General features: G+C 37.4%; 13 protein-coding genes. 1 reads left to right on the top strand and 12 read right to left on the bottom strand.

Going from position 1 to position 15,661, the window contains the following annotated elements:
- Window positions 1-7: 7 nt before the first annotated feature.
- Entirely contained in the window at window positions 8-511 is a 504-nt protein-coding gene (locus C1638_RS00755) for a GNAT family N-acetyltransferase (RefSeq protein ID WP_109619002.1), read from the bottom strand.
- A gap of 157 nt (window positions 512-668) precedes the next feature.
- On the opposite strand from C1638_RS00755, the gene C1638_RS00750 reads away from it, so the two are divergent.
- Window positions 669-1,166, top strand: coding sequence for a hypothetical protein (locus C1638_RS00750; protein WP_109617304.1), 498 nt, complete (start codon window positions 669-671; stop codon window positions 1,164-1,166).
- A gap of 112 nt (window positions 1,167-1,278) precedes the next feature.
- Here the strand turns inward: C1638_RS00750 and C1638_RS00745 are convergent, their stop codons facing one another.
- From C1638_RS00745 to C1638_RS00695, 11 genes are all read right to left on the bottom strand, one after another.
- Complete coding sequence (locus C1638_RS00745) at window positions 1,279-2,796, bottom strand: TSUP family transporter (protein ID WP_109618999.1); 1,518 nt, start codon at window positions 2,794-2,796, stop codon at window positions 1,279-1,281.
- A 5-nt stretch (window positions 2,797-2,801) separates the two neighbouring features.
- A complete protein-coding gene (locus tag C1638_RS00740) occupies window positions 2,802-5,675 on the bottom strand; it encodes a TonB-dependent receptor (RefSeq protein WP_109617302.1) in 2,874 nt (957 codons plus the stop codon).
- 386 nt (window positions 5,676-6,061) lie between these two features.
- On the bottom strand, window positions 6,062-7,735 hold the full coding sequence (locus C1638_RS00735; RefSeq protein WP_109618997.1) for an NADPH-dependent assimilatory sulfite reductase hemoprotein subunit: 1,674 nt from the start codon (window positions 7,733-7,735) through the stop codon (window positions 6,062-6,064).
- A gap of 31 nt (window positions 7,736-7,766) precedes the next feature.
- Window positions 7,767-9,476 carry a diflavin oxidoreductase gene (locus C1638_RS00730; protein ID WP_109617300.1) on the bottom strand — a complete coding sequence of 570 codons (1,710 nt, stop codon included), beginning with the start codon at window positions 9,474-9,476 and terminating at the stop codon, window positions 7,767-7,769.
- The gene (gene cobA, locus C1638_RS00725; RefSeq protein ID WP_109617298.1) at window positions 9,466-10,311 is read right to left on the bottom strand and encodes a uroporphyrinogen-III C-methyltransferase; all 846 of its coding nucleotides are present in this window, start codon (window positions 10,309-10,311) and stop codon (window positions 9,466-9,468) included. Before cobA ends, C1638_RS00730 begins: the two co-directional genes overlap by 11 nt.
- A 24-nt stretch (window positions 10,312-10,335) precedes the next feature.
- Entirely contained in the window at window positions 10,336-11,247 is a 912-nt protein-coding gene (gene cysK, locus C1638_RS00720; protein WP_109617296.1) for a cysteine synthase A, read from the bottom strand.
- A gap of 30 nt (window positions 11,248-11,277) precedes the next feature.
- Window positions 11,278-12,108 (bottom strand): serine O-acetyltransferase EpsC, encoded by an 831-nt coding sequence (gene epsC / locus C1638_RS00715; protein WP_109617295.1) that lies wholly within the window; start codon window positions 12,106-12,108, stop codon window positions 11,278-11,280.
- A 3-nt stretch (window positions 12,109-12,111) separates the two neighbouring features.
- Complete coding sequence (locus C1638_RS00710) at window positions 12,112-13,350, bottom strand: sulfate adenylyltransferase subunit 1 (protein ID WP_109617293.1); 1,239 nt, start codon at window positions 13,348-13,350, stop codon at window positions 12,112-12,114.
- A 67-nt stretch (window positions 13,351-13,417) separates the two neighbouring features.
- Window positions 13,418-14,326: a sulfate adenylyltransferase subunit CysD gene (gene cysD, locus C1638_RS00705; RefSeq protein ID WP_076351908.1), complete on the bottom strand. Its 909-nt coding sequence runs from the start codon at window positions 14,324-14,326 to the stop codon at window positions 13,418-13,420.
- Between the two features lie 11 nt (window positions 14,327-14,337).
- On the bottom strand, window positions 14,338-15,051 hold the full coding sequence (locus tag C1638_RS00700) for a phosphoadenylyl-sulfate reductase (RefSeq protein ID WP_109618995.1): 714 nt from the start codon (window positions 15,049-15,051) through the stop codon (window positions 14,338-14,340).
- A gap of 81 nt (window positions 15,052-15,132) precedes the next feature.
- On the bottom strand, window positions 15,133-15,549 hold the full coding sequence (locus tag C1638_RS00695) for an RrF2 family transcriptional regulator (protein WP_109617291.1): 417 nt from the start codon (window positions 15,547-15,549) through the stop codon (window positions 15,133-15,135).
- Window positions 15,550-15,661: the final 112 nt, after the last annotated feature.

The raw sequence follows: 15,661 nt of genomic DNA, 5'->3' as shown, positions 1-15,661 counted from the left end.
TACAATATTAAGCTTCCAATTGGAAAAGTCCCATGGTGGCATTGTGGTAATGAGCAGGGCGTCCCTCAGTATCAGCAATCTTTTTGTCGCCCAAATAAGAAAATCCGCATTTCACGTAATAATCTGTAAGTCTTTGATTGCCTGCAGTAGTATCCATTCTTACATATAATTTATGATGCTCTTTGGCAAATTGCTTGGACCATTCCACGATTTGTTCTACAAATTTTTGCCCCCGAAAGTTAGGATTAGTAGCGATTCTATGAATGTATATGGCTGGATCTGCATTTTTTTCCTCCCAAACCTGCTGATCATCAAAAGTAATGCTCCAAACGCATGCAACTTTCTGATCTACGGTGATTTTAAAGAGGCGGTTTTCCTGGATTTCGGTTTCTATCATGCTTCGTCCAAACTCCGGCCATTGTACACCGGATACTTTTTTCTTAAAGTCAGAAGCCATTTTATACAAGTCAAGGATCTCATCAATATCCTGTGGAGAAGTGTTCATTGTCATTATTACCGTTCTTGTCCCCAAAAATACTGAAAAAGAACGGATCCCCCGCTTATTATCGTTATTCAGAATGGGTATAAATTCCATCTAGTTATTATCGTTTCGTTGGGTAGAGTAAATAAAAATACTATTTTTATCGCCCGATAAAGAAAAAACAATTATGCCGACTGATGCTTCTCACAAGCTGATTCCGATGACAACCTTCGTGCTTGAATATTATGCCAACGAAGGGTATGCTGATCTTCAAATTTTAAATTTGATGAATAATTATGCTAATTTCCTAAAACAATCCCTTACTTTGGGAATGTTTGTTCCTGTAGATCCACAAGGAAATGTACTGAAGGAACCTAAAAACTATACTTCATGGAAATCACTTGAGCATAATGAGGAAGAAAGAACAGATATTGTTGGGTTTGAAGAATACGGCGAGTATCAGAAAGCAGAACGGAAATGCATGTTTGAGGGCTTTAAGGTGGGCTATAACGGATATTCAAAGGTTAGAATTATTGCTTCCTATGATGAGTCTATAGAACTGTCTTTCAATAAAAATGATTTGTTACCAACAGGATTCAATGATGTGGAATCACTGACTGTTTTTGATGATATCTTTTTGACTTCTAATGCTTTAAATTTAATTGGAATAAAAAATAAATCATAATTTTTGATTATACAATAATTAAAAGCCCCTTATCAAACTCTGATAAGGGGCTTTTTAATCGTTTTATCCTGACAAGAGTATTTATATACTACTAATCCATTTTTTTTTATTGCTATAATACTGATTTTATGATGGTTATTGAACTCATGATAATGACTACTACCCCTACTACAACAAACATTTTCTTTGTAGGCAGTTTTGAAGTAAGCATAGCTGAAAAGGGAGCTGTAAAAACTCCACCCAACAGAAGTCCCAGTACAATGTTCCAATGATGAATACCAATGGTAAAAATAAACGTAATGGCACTGGTTATTGTCAGTAAAAACTTAGCGACGGTTGAGCTTCCAACCACATAGCGGGGAATTCTTCCTTCCTTGATCAATGTTCCGGTTACTAACGGCCCCCAGCCCCCTCCGGCAAAGGAGTCTATGAAACCACCTACAAGTCCTAATACTCTGAGATTGGTTCTTCGCTTCGGCTTGATTCGGTTTTTCTTACTGTCCTTAAAGGCGTTTTTCAATATATTAGCTCCCAAATACAGGGTATAGCATGCAATGATGGGTTTTACAATATGGGCATAATGTTCACCATAATGAGATAAAGTTAACGCACCAATGACAGAACCTACGATGGCTAAAGGAAATAGTACCCAAACCATTTTCTTATTGACATTTCCCAATTTATAATGACTGAATCCTCCGGCAGCGGTTGTAAAAGACTCTGCAGAATGAATGCTGGCACTTACGACAGGCGGCGGAACATTCAATAAAAGCAATATGGTTGTACATATTACGCCATATCCCATTCCCATTGATCCGGCAACGATTTCTGCCATGAAACCGGCAAAAAGCATCCAGTAAAAGATATGGTTATCCTGATTAAGGAAATTCTGAATATCACCAGAAAGATTAAATTGATATACCACAAGGCCAAATATTCCGAAAAGAAGCATAACTCCTATGATGGCCAGATAAATATTGGCTTTTCTCTGGGCTATTTTGGTAATATTGATTAGTTTTTCAATTTCAAGATCTGGTTTGGGAGAAGAAATTGTTCCGTCAGATAAATATTGAGTTGTTATTTTGTTGAGTTCTGTTACTTTATAGTTAAAATCACCTTTTAACTGATTACGAATACTCTGCATATTGTCCAATACAAGATCCATTTCATCAGGAATTGTTTCTGTGAATGTTTCCCTTAATCTCTTTGCAATAGTAGGAGATTTTCCATTGGTTGAAATGGCAATTTTAAGGCTGCCTTTTTTGACGATTGAACCCAGATAGAAATCACATAGATCGGGTTTATCAGCAATATTAACCAATACATTCTTTTGATGGGCATCATTGCGGATCTGTTCAGCAAGTACAATGTCGTTTACAGCTATAATTGCCAGATCTGTATCATTAAAATCATCATCATTGTAAGCTCTTTCATGCAATGTTATATTGACAAACTGATCCTGTAAGGACCTTACTTCAGGAATGATTTCCTTGGCTACCAATTTGATGGATGTTTCGGGAGAATTACCAAGTACAGATTCTAGCTTCTCGAGGGCAATTTTTCCCCCGCCAATGATCAATAATGATAAATTTTCAAGTTTTAAAAATACGGGATATAAAGAATTACTCATCATGATTACAGTTTTAAATCATACGTAAAAGCGAGATAATATAAACCTCCAATTTCAGGCCCTGCTGCATATTGAAAGTAACGTCTGTTCAGTAAATTGGTTGCCCCAATTTTCACATTAGCATGTATCTCAGGAAGCTTCCAGGTAGCTTGGGCATCAATGGTATAATAAGCGGGAATACCTCCTGAAGCTAAAGGGCTTTCCCACGCAAAGCTATCCTGCCATCTTGCTACAATCGTAAATCCTATATTTCTGATGATTTCCCTGTTTCCTACACTTACATTCACCATCCATTTTGGGGTATTGAAGGCTGTAATAAACAGATCTGAAGTATTGTTGGAAGCAAGATCATTATAAGATACATTCGCATTAAGGTTATAATTTCGAACGACATTATATCGAATACCTAGTGAAGATCCGTAACTTTTGTATGTATTATTACTATTGGTATATACTCTGTATCGGTCTTGTTTGCTTCGGTCAAGCATGGCTAGAATGGCCGTATTGCTTCCTACCTGACTGTTTTTAGGAACTGCAACTTCTACCTGCCCAAGAAAGCCTTCATAGATATTGTAGTAAAAATCCCAATCCAATACCAACTTATTATTAAAGAAAACAGATTTATAGCCTACTTCAAAGGAATTGATTTTTTCTGGTTGTAATTTCTGCAGATTGGCAACGGTTAAAAGCTGTTTATTATCCTGAGCAGCTTGGGATTGGCTTTTTCCTCCATCTACATCAGCATTTACCGCAGAAGTAAACCTATCTATGGATGCCAGTGTGTAGGAATTTTCCAGATACCCTAGTCCATCATTCACTTTAGAAAGTCCTCCTACTCTTCTTACATTTCCGTTATTGACAAAGGAAAGGGCTTCAAACAATGATGGAAAACGGTATCCATTTTGAAAGGATGCCCTAAAATTATGTTGATTAACAGGAGAATAGACAATGCTGATTCTTGGATTAAGTTTGGCTTCAAATTCAGGATTTCTGTCGATCCGTAATGCAGCATTAAGCTTTAGTTTATCATCAAGGAAAAGCTTGGTAATCTGAGCAAAGGCTCCATACTTTTGATAGATAACATCTTTTCCGAATGTTCCGTTGGATAAAGGGATATTTCTTTCTGTAACAGGTCTGTTGAAGTCTACAAAGTTATTTCCGTCAGGGGTTATGCTGTACAAACGATAATCTATACCGGCAAGAAGGTTGAATATTTTCACAAATCTGCTGAGATCATAGGTAAGTTCTCCCTGATAAAAACGGGATTTCTGTTCAAGTTTGGCGCCTCCTGTTGCCGGAGCATTTGCAACTCCTGCGTTGGCAGAGTCCCAGTTATTAATTCCAATAATGGTATTTTTTAATTGTTCAAAAGCAGAAGTTCCGGGTACTACTCTATTTTTGTCTGCTTCCTGTCGGGCAATAATAAAGGATTCGTTAAGGCTTCTTCCGGCATTGATATTATTTTGTAACGTTGTCTGGAAAATATTCTTCCAGTTGTTGTTGGACAAGTTCTTTAGATCAAGATTATCTGCCAAAGGCTTCAGATTATAAGAATCTCCTGTATTTTCTATGGAAACATAGGCCCTGAAAGTAAGTTCTTTACCGGTAAGTTCCACCTTATGATTTTGAACCGTAGCATTTTGTAAACGAATTTTGTTTCCTCTTTGAAAAGTCCCGTCCAGCAAGCCATATCGATAAACGTAGGATGCTTTCCACTGGTCTCCAAAACGATAGTATAATCCGGCATCAAATTTTATATTCTTTACCTCCGGACTTACAAGATCCTTTTCAAAATATCCGGTTCTTGAAACATTGAATGTTGTAGGTTTTCCGTTGTAATCTACTTTTACGGCAACACGGTTATTTCTTTCATCACCGTATTTGTTCCAGAGATCTTCTGCCGGATTATTGGCCAATGAAAAATTAGGATTGGCTGTGATGAATGAATTCGGATTCTGATCTGTCTGGTTGTTTGAGATCCAGTCTGTTCCTGTAAAGTAAGAAGCGTTTATCTTGATCGCGAAATTTTTATTGAATGCTTTTGCAAATCTAATGGCACTCTCTCCCAGAGAACTTATTTTATGGTTGAAATTATCCACATGATTAACTCCACCCCGAAAGTATACGCTTAATCCCTGAGAGGTAAACGGATCTTTCGTTTGAAGGCTCGCCAGCCCATTGATGGCATTCATCCCATACAATGCGGAGGCAGCTCCGGGAGTAACTTCCATGGACTGAATATCCAATTCTGTAGGACCAATTGCATTTCCTAATGGAACTCCTAGCGTTGCAGATTGTACATCTACCCCATCCACCAGCTGCATAAACCGGAAGTTATTGGGAGAGTTAAACCCTCTGGAATTTGGGATTTTTAGGGTAAGACTGGAAGTAAGCAACTGTAATCCTTTTACGTTTTCCAAAGTCTCATAAAAAGATGCTGCCGGACTTTCTCTGATTGTTTTGATATCAATTTTTTCAATAGCAATCGGAGATCTTAATATTTTTTCAGGAACACGTGATGCAGAGATCACCACATCATCAATAATAGTATTTTGTGGATTAAGTCCAATGGTTAGTTTATTGGAAAGAGAAAGTATTTCGACCGTTTGATGAGAAAAGCCATCTTTATTGATAACCAATTGGAATGGAATGGTAACTCTTGTTCTTATCTTAAAGTTTCCCAATTGATCTGTGGAAACGGTATCCTGCGTATTTTCAATCTGTACCCTTACAGCATCAATACCTTTTTGGGTTTCTGTATTTTTAATGATTCCGCTTACTTCTATAAGCTGCTGTGCTTCTGCCAGATTGCAAAATAAAAATGTAATTAATATAAGCCCTGTTTTAGGCAGAAAATATCCCTGTTTTTTGTTTTTCATTTTTCTTCATTTTTAAGTTAAGAATGAAGCTGTTTGAACTTTGATGTCTTTGAAGAATGTTGACATCGTTTATTTTTAACCACAAAAGGCACAAAGGTTTTCATTTTAAAACACTTTAGTTCGCTTAAGTAAGTTTAAAATGATTCCGCAGAAAAGCTCACATTAGATCAAAATCAAAGATTTTTACAAAACTTAGATCTACTTATTATGCACAAAGTTTAGCTCTTAAAAAAACTTTTGTGACTTTTGTGGTTTATTGAAAAGTTGAAACAGCTTTGATTGTATTGTTATTTGAGAATCAACAACACATACACATTCGTTCGCTTAAAAGAAGAGGTTGATTTTTTTTTAGTTTTTTCAGATCATCAAAAAGGCTTGTCATATATTCAGTTTAAAGTTTTTAAGTAACGGTATGAAAAATCACCAAATGTTTCTTCTGTAAGTCTTTTCTGCACATAAATCCCGAAAAGTTCGTCAAGAGTGGTCAGAATTTCTTCTTCACCAATGTTTTCCCTGAATTTTGTATTCAATCGCATCCCCAGTCTGTCTCCACCGATATGGAGATTGTATTTACCATAAGCTGTTCCTACAAATCCAATTTCAGCATTGGGAGATCTACCGCATCCGTTGGGACATCCTGTCATTCTAATGGTAATATCATCCTGTATAAGACCATGTTTTTCAAGGATAGGTTCTATTTTGGTCACTAATGAAGGTAAATAACGCTGTGCCTCTGCTAAAGCCAGAGAACAAGTATTTAATGCAACACAGGCAACAGAATTTTTACGCAGGGCACTTGCTTTATAAGTGTATTCTGAAATTCCATACTCCTGCAACAGGCTTTCTACTTTTGTTTTATCGCTTTCACTGATATCTGCAAGGATTAGATTTTGGTTACAGGTAAATCTGAAGTTGAGTTCAACGGTCTGGGCAATCTTTAATAATCCTGATTTTAAAGGATATTCTTCAATATCCAGTACTCTTCCATGCTCTACAAATAATGTGTAAAACCATTTTCCTTCATGATTTTGGGTCCATCCATAGCGATCTTTTCTTTGTTCAAATTTGAATTCTCTGGCTGGCTCAAAGCTGAATCCGGTTCTTTTCTCTACTTCGGTTCTGTACTGATCTATTCCAAGCTTATCAATGGTATATTTTAATCTTGAAAGTTTTCTATCGCTTCTGTTTCCGAAGTCTCGTTGAACCGTTATGATCTCATACACTGCTTGTAAGGCCTTTTCTTCAGAGTCTACAAATCCAAGCACAGAGGCAAGACGTGCATAGGTGGCTTCATTTCCGTGTGTAGCGCCCAATCCTCCTCCGGCAGCAATATTATAGCCTGCAATCTGATTATTCTCAATGATGGCAATCAGGGCAATATCATTGATAAATACATCTACATCATTATTGGGAGGAACTGCGATTCCAATTTTTAGTTTTCTGGGAAGATATCTGTCCTGATACAAAGGATCTTCTTCTGCTTTTCTGTCAACAATCAGTTCATCATCAATCCAGATATCATAATAAGATTGTGTTTTTGGCAGACACATTTCACTTATTTTACCTGCCAGTTCGTAAGTTTGCTGATGCAGCGGAGATTCTGATGGATTTGCTGTACAGGTAACATTTCTGTTCACATCACCACAGGCTGCAATAGAGTCAAGGTGATTTAGATTAAAGTTCTGAATGGTTGGCTTTAAATGGGACTTTAAAATACCATGCAGCTGAAGCGTCTGTCTTGTTGTTATTTTTATGGTTCCTGTAGAATGGTCTTGGGCAATTTCATTCACTCCGATCCATTGATCTGAGGTTAAAAATCCGCCGGGAAGCCTAAGTCTGATCATATAGGAATATAGCCATTCCAGTTTTTTGGATACGCGTTCTTCTCTTCTGTCTCTGTCGTCCTGCTGGTACATTCCGTGGAACTTGATTACGGTTTGATCATCTTCTCTTATGGCTCCTGTGAAGTCGTCTGCAAGGCTGTCTTTTAATGTACCCCGGAGTCCGTTACTTTGGGTTTTAATCCTTTCTACAGGGGAAAGGTTATCTTTATTGCTCATAATTGTTTTTTTAATGTTACTACTGGTCTTTTTAATAAACATCTTTGGCATATCGGCCGCTAAGCTCCATTTCTTCTAAGTAATGAAAGGCTTCCTCCTTGCTTCGTTTTCCCTGATGCTGAATGATATTCAAAAGAGTGTTTTCAACATCCTTACTCATAGGTTCCTTGGTGCCACATACATACACGGATGCTCCTCCTTCAAGCCAGTAAAAGACTTCCTGTGCTTTTTGTTCCAGTTTGTGCTGAACATATATTTTCTCGGTGGTATCTCTTGAAAAGGCAAGATCTAAATGAGTGAGACTTCCTGTTTTAAGAAAATCCTGAAGTTCAGATTGATAAATAAAATCTGATACAAAGTTCCTGTCTCCGAAAAAGAGCCAGTTTTTTCCTTCTGCTCCAGTGGCGTCACGCTCCCAAAGAAATGATCGGAAAGGTGCAATTCCGGTTCCCGGCCCAATCATGATGATATCTTTATCAGGTTCCGGTAATCTGAAATGCCCCGCATCCTGAATATAGAACTCAATATCTTGTTCCTCACTGAATTCGCTGAGAAATCCACTGCATAAGCCATTATGTTTCTGATGATCTATGAAGAATTCTGATTTTGCTACCGTGATGTGTATTTCATTTTCACCATGGGCTTCCAGAGAAGATGATATGGAGTACAGACGAGGCGCCTGACCAGTAAGTATCTGAATAACTTCTTCAAATTCCTCCGCATTTTTCACAGGATAAATTCTAAGCAGATCGAGAAGACTTAAACGAACTTCCGGAATAGAATGACCTGTAATCTTTGCGTATTGGATAACCACGGTTTTTAGCAAATAACTAATATTAAGATGTTTGTGCAACAGCTCTTCTACGGTGTCTGTAACTTTTGAGGTTTCAATTTTCTTTGTAGGATCAATTCCTGTTAATGCAATAATTTCATCAATAATTTCTTTGGAATTGAATGGGATAACTCCCAGAGCTGCACCGGGTTGATACGCTAAGTCTTCTTCAGTTTCTATTTCTATATGATAAGTCTCTTTTTCAGAAGTAATATCATTGAGGTTAATAATGGTTGATATTTTTCCATGATATTTTTTTCTTCCGGTTGAAGCCTTTTGAACTGGATTATTTTTGATGCTATCTGCTGAAGTTTTATTAACAGCTTCAAAGACATGTTCTATCCAGCTTTCGGCATCCTGTTCATAATCAATATCGCATTTTTTTAATGGAATAACACGTTGTGCCCCCAGAATTTCAAAGCGGGAATCTACATCCTCTCCTGTTTTGCAGAAAAGAGGGTAGCTGCTGTCTCCCAAAGCCAAGACTCCAAATTTAAGGTGGCTGAGATTGATTTCATTTTCATAGATATAATCATAAAACTTCTTGGCAAGAATTGGAGGATCTCCTTCGCCCTGTGTACTTATCACGACAAAGAAAAATTCTTCCTTTGCAAGGTCCTTGGGCTTGTATTGAGACAGATCAGTTAATTTAACCTGAACTCCTTTTTTCTTAATGATTCCTGCCAGTCCTGTTGCCAGTTTTTTGCTGTTTCCGGTTTCTGTTCCGTAGGCAAGTGTAATTTTCTTAACTCTATTTTGTTCTGTAAAACCTGCTTGCAAAGGTGGTTGTACCGCAGTAAGAGGTGTTCCGGCAAGACCTGCCAGATATCCGCTTGCCCAGATAGATTCGTCCCTGGAAAAATCACTGGATATTTGTTTCAGTATGTTTAATTTCGTTTCAGACAGCATATTCAAAGAAATTTTGAGTTTTGGGGATGAGACTTCCGTTTTCCACCGATTTAAAATAAAGACCTTCCTCCTCTGCATTTTCAAGCCACGAGAACTCTTCGTGCAAATTCACTACTTTACCTATGATAACTAATGATGGGGATGCAAAGTTTTTATCACCTAGAGTTTTGCCGAAATCATCAAAAGAAGCTGTATAAACCTTTTGGAAAGGGGTTGTAGCCTGTTCGATTACTGCAATTTTTTTCTCTTTTGAAACTTCTAATCCAATAAATTTTTCTACAAGTTCTTTAAGGTTACCTTTAGACATATAAAATACAAGGGTATCATTGGTGATAGCGAGTTCTTTCCAATATTCATGGGTAAGGATCTCAGATTTATAGTAAGTGAGAAAACGTACTGATGTAGCATATCCTCTGGCTGTTAAAGGCATTCCTGCATAGGCAGCAGCACCCAATGCAGCTGTAATTCCGGGAATAATTTCATATGGAATATGATTTTGCTTCAACGCCTGTAATTCATCCAAAACATTGGAGAAAATGGAAACATCTCCCCCTTTAAGCCTTACTACGGTCTTATTCTGAAGGGCATAGTCCACCATTAAAGTATTGATATGGGATTGAGGGGTTGATGCATTCTTGCTGCATTCTTTACCTACATAGATGATTTCTGTATTTTTATTGACATAGGTCTCTAAAATTTCAGGGCTTACTAAACGGTCAGATAAAACAACATCTGCTTTGGCAATGGCTTTTACGGCTTTTACTGTGATCAAATCAGGGTTGCCAGGCCCTGCACCGATAAGGTAAACCTTAGGTGATTTTATATTTGTATTCATTGAAGTCGGTGTTAATTAAAGGATTTAGAAGAGTCCCTCAATGGAAAGATACCTTTCGCCGGTATCGTAATTGATGGTGAGAATTTTAGCTCCGGGTTCTATTTCCGGCAAATGTTTTGCAATGGCAGCCAAAGCTGCTCCGGTAGAAATTCCTACAAAAAGGCCTTCTTTTTTTGCCGCGTTCAGAGCATATTCATAAGCTTCATCTTTTCCTACTGTGATGACACCGTCCAGAAGGGTGATATCCAAAATGGATGGAACAAATCCGGCTCCCAAACCTTGTAATGGATGTGGTGCAGGGCTTCCTCCGCTTAGTACCGGAGATAGTTCAGGTTCTACAGCAATTACTTTTGTGTTGGGGTATTTTTCCTTTACTACCTGTGCAATTCCGGTGATATGACCGCCGGTTCCTACGCCTGTGATGATGTAATCCAGACCGTCGGGAAAATCCTGTAGAATTTCCTGTGCAGTGGTTTTGGTATGTACCTGAACGTTGGCAGGATTGTCAAACTGTCTCGGAATCCATGAATTGGGAGTTTCTTCTGCTAGTTCATTGGCTTTTTCAATGGCTCCTTTCATTCCTTTTTCTCTTGGAGTAAGCACAAATTCAGCACCATAAGCTTCCATAATTTTACGGCGTTCTATACTCATGCTATCCGGCATTACCAGAATAAGCTTATATCCTTTTACTGCCGCTACCAATGCCAGTCCTATTCCTGTATTTCCACTGGTAGGTTCTATAATGATGCTATCTTTATTAAGTAATCCTTTAGCTTCTGCATCTTCAATCATGGCCAGAGCAATTCTGTCTTTAATGCTTCCGCCCGGATTGCTTTTTTCCAGTTTGATCCAGATTTCATGATCTGAATTGAATAGCTTATTAATTTTTACGACTGGTGTATTTCCAATCGTTTCTAGTGTATTCTGAAATTTCATACCAATACAATTTTTTGTTTTTTCTGTTTTTTATATGACAAAGGTTAAAGATTCTGGTAATGAACTGTTATCCTTTATTTTTATTTCACTTTTATGATAGACCAGAGAATTGGGAGGAACATCCTGTGTAATCCATACATTTCCTCCGATAATGCTTTCTGTGCCTATTGTTGTATTCCCGCCCAAAATGGTAGCTCCGGAATAAATAATGACATGATCCTCAATATTGGGATGTCTTTTTTGATTGGCCTTTTCTTTAGAAACATTCAAGGCTCCTAAAGTTACTCCCTGATATATTTTAACATGATTGCCAATGACTGTTGTTTCTCCAATGACAATTCCGGTTCCGTGATCGATGAAAAAATATTCTCCAATAACTGCTCCCGGGTGAATATCAATCCCTGTTTTGCTATGTGCATATTCTGAAATTACGCGGGGCAAAACCGGAACCTCCTGATTCCAAAGTTGATGCGAAATACGATATACATAGGATGCAAAATACCCTGGATAAGCAAGATGTATTTCTTCTAAAGAGCCTGCTGCCGGATCAAATTCTAAAATGGCTTGTGCATCCTGATTAAGATGATAATATATTTTGGGAAGCCCTTCAAAAAAAGCATTTACCTGTACTTCGGTAAGATCTTTATCTCCAGTTATTGTATGAATCAGGTTGAAAAGATGATCCTTTAGTTTTTCAAAATCCTGTTTCAATTGGTCTGTTGTATTCTCTTGCTGAGGAAGAAACAATACTTTATACAAATCTGTTACAAAAACCTTTACCCTTGCTCTGTCAAAGAATCCATGAGTTTTATTTTGTTTACTTTGATGAATTCTTTCAATTAAATGATTTGAAACTGACATTTTTTACTGAATTATGCAGGCTGCAACAGTAGAATGAGAGGTTTCATCTACTAAAATTGCAGAACCTGTTCTTTTGTTATTGATAAAACTATCGTACACCAACGGTTGCGCTGTTCTTATGGTCACTTTCACAACTTCATTAAGTCTGATATCACCATTGGCTTTTTCTTGTTTAAGGGTATTGACATCAATCTTGTAATCTACTTCTTTTACCACAGCCTTTACCAGTCTGCTGTTTTGCTGTAATAGATACTTATTTCCGGGTTGTAGTGATTTTTGATCAAGCCAGCATAGCAGAACTTCCAGATCTTTTTCTACAACAGGAAGCTGTTCTTCTGTGGCAAAAATATCGCCTCTGCTGATATCCAAATCATCGGTCACATGAATAACAACAGGCTGTCCCTCGAATGCTTCTTCTGCTTCAATTCCATTGATTTCAATCTTAGAGATTTCACTTGTAATTCCTGCCGGAAGTATATGAATTTTATCTCCTTTTTGGAATTTTTCGCTTAATATTTGTCCGGCATAGCCTCTGTAATCATGCAGTTCTTCAGTTTGAGGCCGAATTACATACTGAACCTGAAAACGGCTGCCATTATTTAATTCTTCATTCAACGTAACTTCTTCCAGATATTCCAAAAGAGAATTTCCCTGATACCAGTCTGTCTTAGAGGATACTGAAACAATATTATCTCCTTTAAGGGCAGAAATCGGGAAATAGCTCACATCATCTAAGCCAAGATTCTCTGCAATTTTTGAATACTCTTCTTTTATGCTTTCAAATACTTCTTGTGAATAATCTACCATGTCCATTTTATTAATGGCTACTGCTACTTTCTTTAGTTTCAGTAATGATGCTATAATAGAGTGTCTTCTTGTTTGTTCAATGACTCCTTTTCTGGCATCAATCAGAATGACCATCAGATCAGAGTTGGAGGCACCTGTGATCATGTTACGGGTATATTGTACATGGCCCGGGGCGTCGGCAATGATAAATTTCCTTTTTGAAGTTGAAAAATACCTGTAAGCAACATCTATGGTGATCCCCTGTTCCCTTTCAGCACGAAGTCCGTCCGTTAGCAGAGCAAGATCTACCCCGTCATCATTTTTGTTTTTAGAGTGTTTTTCAAGGACTTCCAACTGATCCTGTAAAATGCTTTTGCTATCGTATAGCAGTCTTCCGATAAGGGTACTTTTACCGTCATCTACGCTTCCTGCTGTTATAAATCTTAAAATATCCATCCGTTTTAATTATGGGTAATGTGAGTAATGAGTGGGTTTAATAAACAAAGGATTGTTAATTTCTTATCTAGAAATAACCTCCTTTTTTGCGGTCTTCCATCGCAGCTTCTGTAACGCGGTCATCAATTCGGGTTTCACCACGTTCAGAAATTCGGGTGGCTACAATCTCTTCAATAACAGCGTCTATTGTTGTTGCTTTAGATTCTACAGCTGCAGTACATGTCATATCTCCCACAGTACGGTATCTTATCTTTTTTACTGCTATTACATCATCTGTTTCCAGAGAAGCATGATGAGAGTTGGCAATCCATTGTCCGTTAAGGTCTACCACTTCCCTGTCGTGCGAAAAGTAGATAGAAGGCAGATCTATTTTTTCTCTTCGAATATAGTTCCAGATGTCAAGTTCTGTCCAGTTACTAATCGGGAAGACTCGTACATTCTCACCTTTCTGAATTTTTCCATTGAAAATACTCCATAATTCAGGGCGTTGAAGTTTTGGATCCCATTGTCCAAATTCATCTCTCACAGAGAAAATTCTTTCCTTAGCACGGGCTTTTTCTTCATCTCTACGAGCTCCTCCAATGCAGGCATCAAATTCAAACTCTTCTATGGTATCTAATAATGTATAGGTCTGTAACCAGTTTCTGCTTGGGAATTTACCCTTAGGCTCTGTTAAGCCTTTCTTTTCTATTGTATCTTCAACTTTACGTACAACAAGATTCACATCTAATTGATTGACAAGCTGATCACGGAAATTCAATACTTCAGGGAAATTATGCCCCGTATCCACATGAACAAAGGTGAAAGGTATTTTCCCGTAGCGAAATGCCTTCGAAGCCAAATGAGCCAACACAATGCTGTCTTTTCCTCCACTGAATAAAAGTGCCGGACGTTCAAACTGCCCTGCAACTTCCCTTAAAATGTAAATAGATTCAGCTTCTAACTGATCCAAATAGTTTAAATGATATGTTGACATATTTTATTTTTTTATTGATGAATATGTAGACCGCACTCTTTTTTATTGGCATCTTCCCACCACCAGCGGCCTGCTCTGAAATCTTCTCCTTCTTTAATGGCTCTTGTACAAGGTTCACATCCAATGCTTACAAATCCTTTTTTGTGCAGATAATTGTAAGGCAGATGATTGTCTTTAACATAATCCGTTACCTGCTCTGTACTCCAGTGAAGAAGGGGATGATACTTAATGATCCCGTTATCCTCATCCCATTCCAATGAGGGCATATTCTGCCTGTTTGGAGAGTGTTCTGATCTTAAACCTGTTATCCATACCTTATATCCTTTCAGAGCTGATTTCAGAGGGTGTACTTTACGGATAGTACAACATGCTTTCCTTTGCTCTACAGATTGGTAAAAGGAATTGGGACCATTTTCCGAGATAAACTTTTTCAGTTCTTCAGTATCGGGATAATAGGCTTTGATGTCTTTTTTAAAGAATGCTTTTGTAGAAGCCCATGTTTCATAGGTTTGTTCAAAGAGCCTTCCGGTATCCAATGTGAAAATATCTACGTTCAGATTTTTTATCAAGTGGGTAATCACCTGATCTTCATAGCTGAAGCTGGTAGAAAAAACTAATTCATTCGGAAACTTTTCTACCAATATTTGTAAAAAATTGTTTTGAAAAGATCCCTCTATAAGCTCTTCCTGAAGTTTTTCGAATTCATTTTTCAGACTATTTTCCATTTCCATTTGAAATTTATTCTTGCAAATATATATAAAATTCTATTACTCCTATCAAATTAGTAGAATTTAAATGAAAAAAAATTATTTTTTGTTGATAAACGTAGTCAGAGTGGCCTCCATCATACTTTGTCTGGTTTTTTCTCGAACAATAATAAGTTCATTTCTAAGATAACACGAAGCTTCATCTATACAATCATCGCAAGCTTCATAGAAGTTTAAAGATACACAGGGAGTTAAGGCAATAGGTCCGTCAAAAATACGGTAAATGTCTGCTAATGAAACATCATCCGGAGATTTTACCAGATAATATCCGCCTACTTTACCCTGTTTGCTGTTCACGAGTTTGGATCTTTTAAGTTCCAAAAGAATTTGCTCTAAAAATTTTTTGGGGATGTTTTCATCCTGTGCAATAATAGAAGTGGGCAGAAAGCCTTGATTGTAATTTCTTGCTAACCTGACCATTGCTTTTAGCGCATATTTGCAACGTTTGGACATCATAATGTACGCAAGTTATAACAAATTATCTGATTAATGAAATGTTTTAGATTCTGCCCAGAAGAATTAAGGATAATTCTTTTTTCCATAGATAGGAAATAATAAAGGGTACAAA

The organism is Chryseobacterium oncorhynchi (assembly GCF_002899895.1).
Classification (GTDB): domain Bacteria; phylum Bacteroidota; class Bacteroidia; order Flavobacteriales; family Weeksellaceae; genus Chryseobacterium; species Chryseobacterium oncorhynchi.
This window is presented reverse-complemented; position numbering and strand designations above follow the sequence as displayed.

Excerpts from the sequence above, each read along its gene's own strand:
- C1638_RS00755 (WP_109619002.1), bottom strand. The coding sequence starts at position 511 with ATGACAATGAACACTTCTCCACAGGATATTGATGAGATCCTTGACTTG.
- C1638_RS00750 (WP_109617304.1), top strand. The coding sequence starts at position 669 with ATGCCGACTGATGCTTCTCACAAGCTGATTCCGATGACAACCTTCGTG.
- C1638_RS00745 (WP_109618999.1), bottom strand. The coding sequence starts at position 2,796 with ATGAGTAATTCTTTATATCCCGTATTTTTAAAACTTGAAAATTTATCA.
- C1638_RS00740 (WP_109617302.1), bottom strand. The coding sequence starts at position 5,675 with ATGAAAAACAAAAAACAGGGATATTTTCTGCCTAAAACAGGGCTTATA.
- C1638_RS00735 (WP_109618997.1), bottom strand. The coding sequence starts at position 7,735 with ATGAGCAATAAAGATAACCTTTCCCCTGTAGAAAGGATTAAAACCCAA.
- C1638_RS00730 (WP_109617300.1), bottom strand. The coding sequence starts at position 9,476 with ATGCTGTCTGAAACGAAATTAAACATACTGAAACAAATATCCAGTGAT.
- cobA (WP_109617298.1), bottom strand. The coding sequence starts at position 10,311 with ATGAATACAAATATAAAATCACCTAAGGTTTACCTTATCGGTGCAGGG.
- cysK (WP_109617296.1), bottom strand. The coding sequence starts at position 11,247 with ATGAAATTTCAGAATACACTAGAAACGATTGGAAATACACCAGTCGTA.
- epsC (WP_109617295.1), bottom strand. The coding sequence starts at position 12,108 with ATGTCAGTTTCAAATCATTTAATTGAAAGAATTCATCAAAGTAAACAA.
- C1638_RS00710 (WP_109617293.1), bottom strand. The coding sequence starts at position 13,350 with ATGGATATTTTAAGATTTATAACAGCAGGAAGCGTAGATGACGGTAAA.
- cysD (WP_076351908.1), bottom strand. The coding sequence starts at position 14,326 with ATGTCAACATATCATTTAAACTATTTGGATCAGTTAGAAGCTGAATCT.
- C1638_RS00700 (WP_109618995.1), bottom strand. The coding sequence starts at position 15,051 with ATGGAAAATAGTCTGAAAAATGAATTCGAAAAACTTCAGGAAGAGCTT.
- C1638_RS00695 (WP_109617291.1), bottom strand. The coding sequence starts at position 15,549 with ATGATGTCCAAACGTTGCAAATATGCGCTAAAAGCAATGGTCAGGTTA.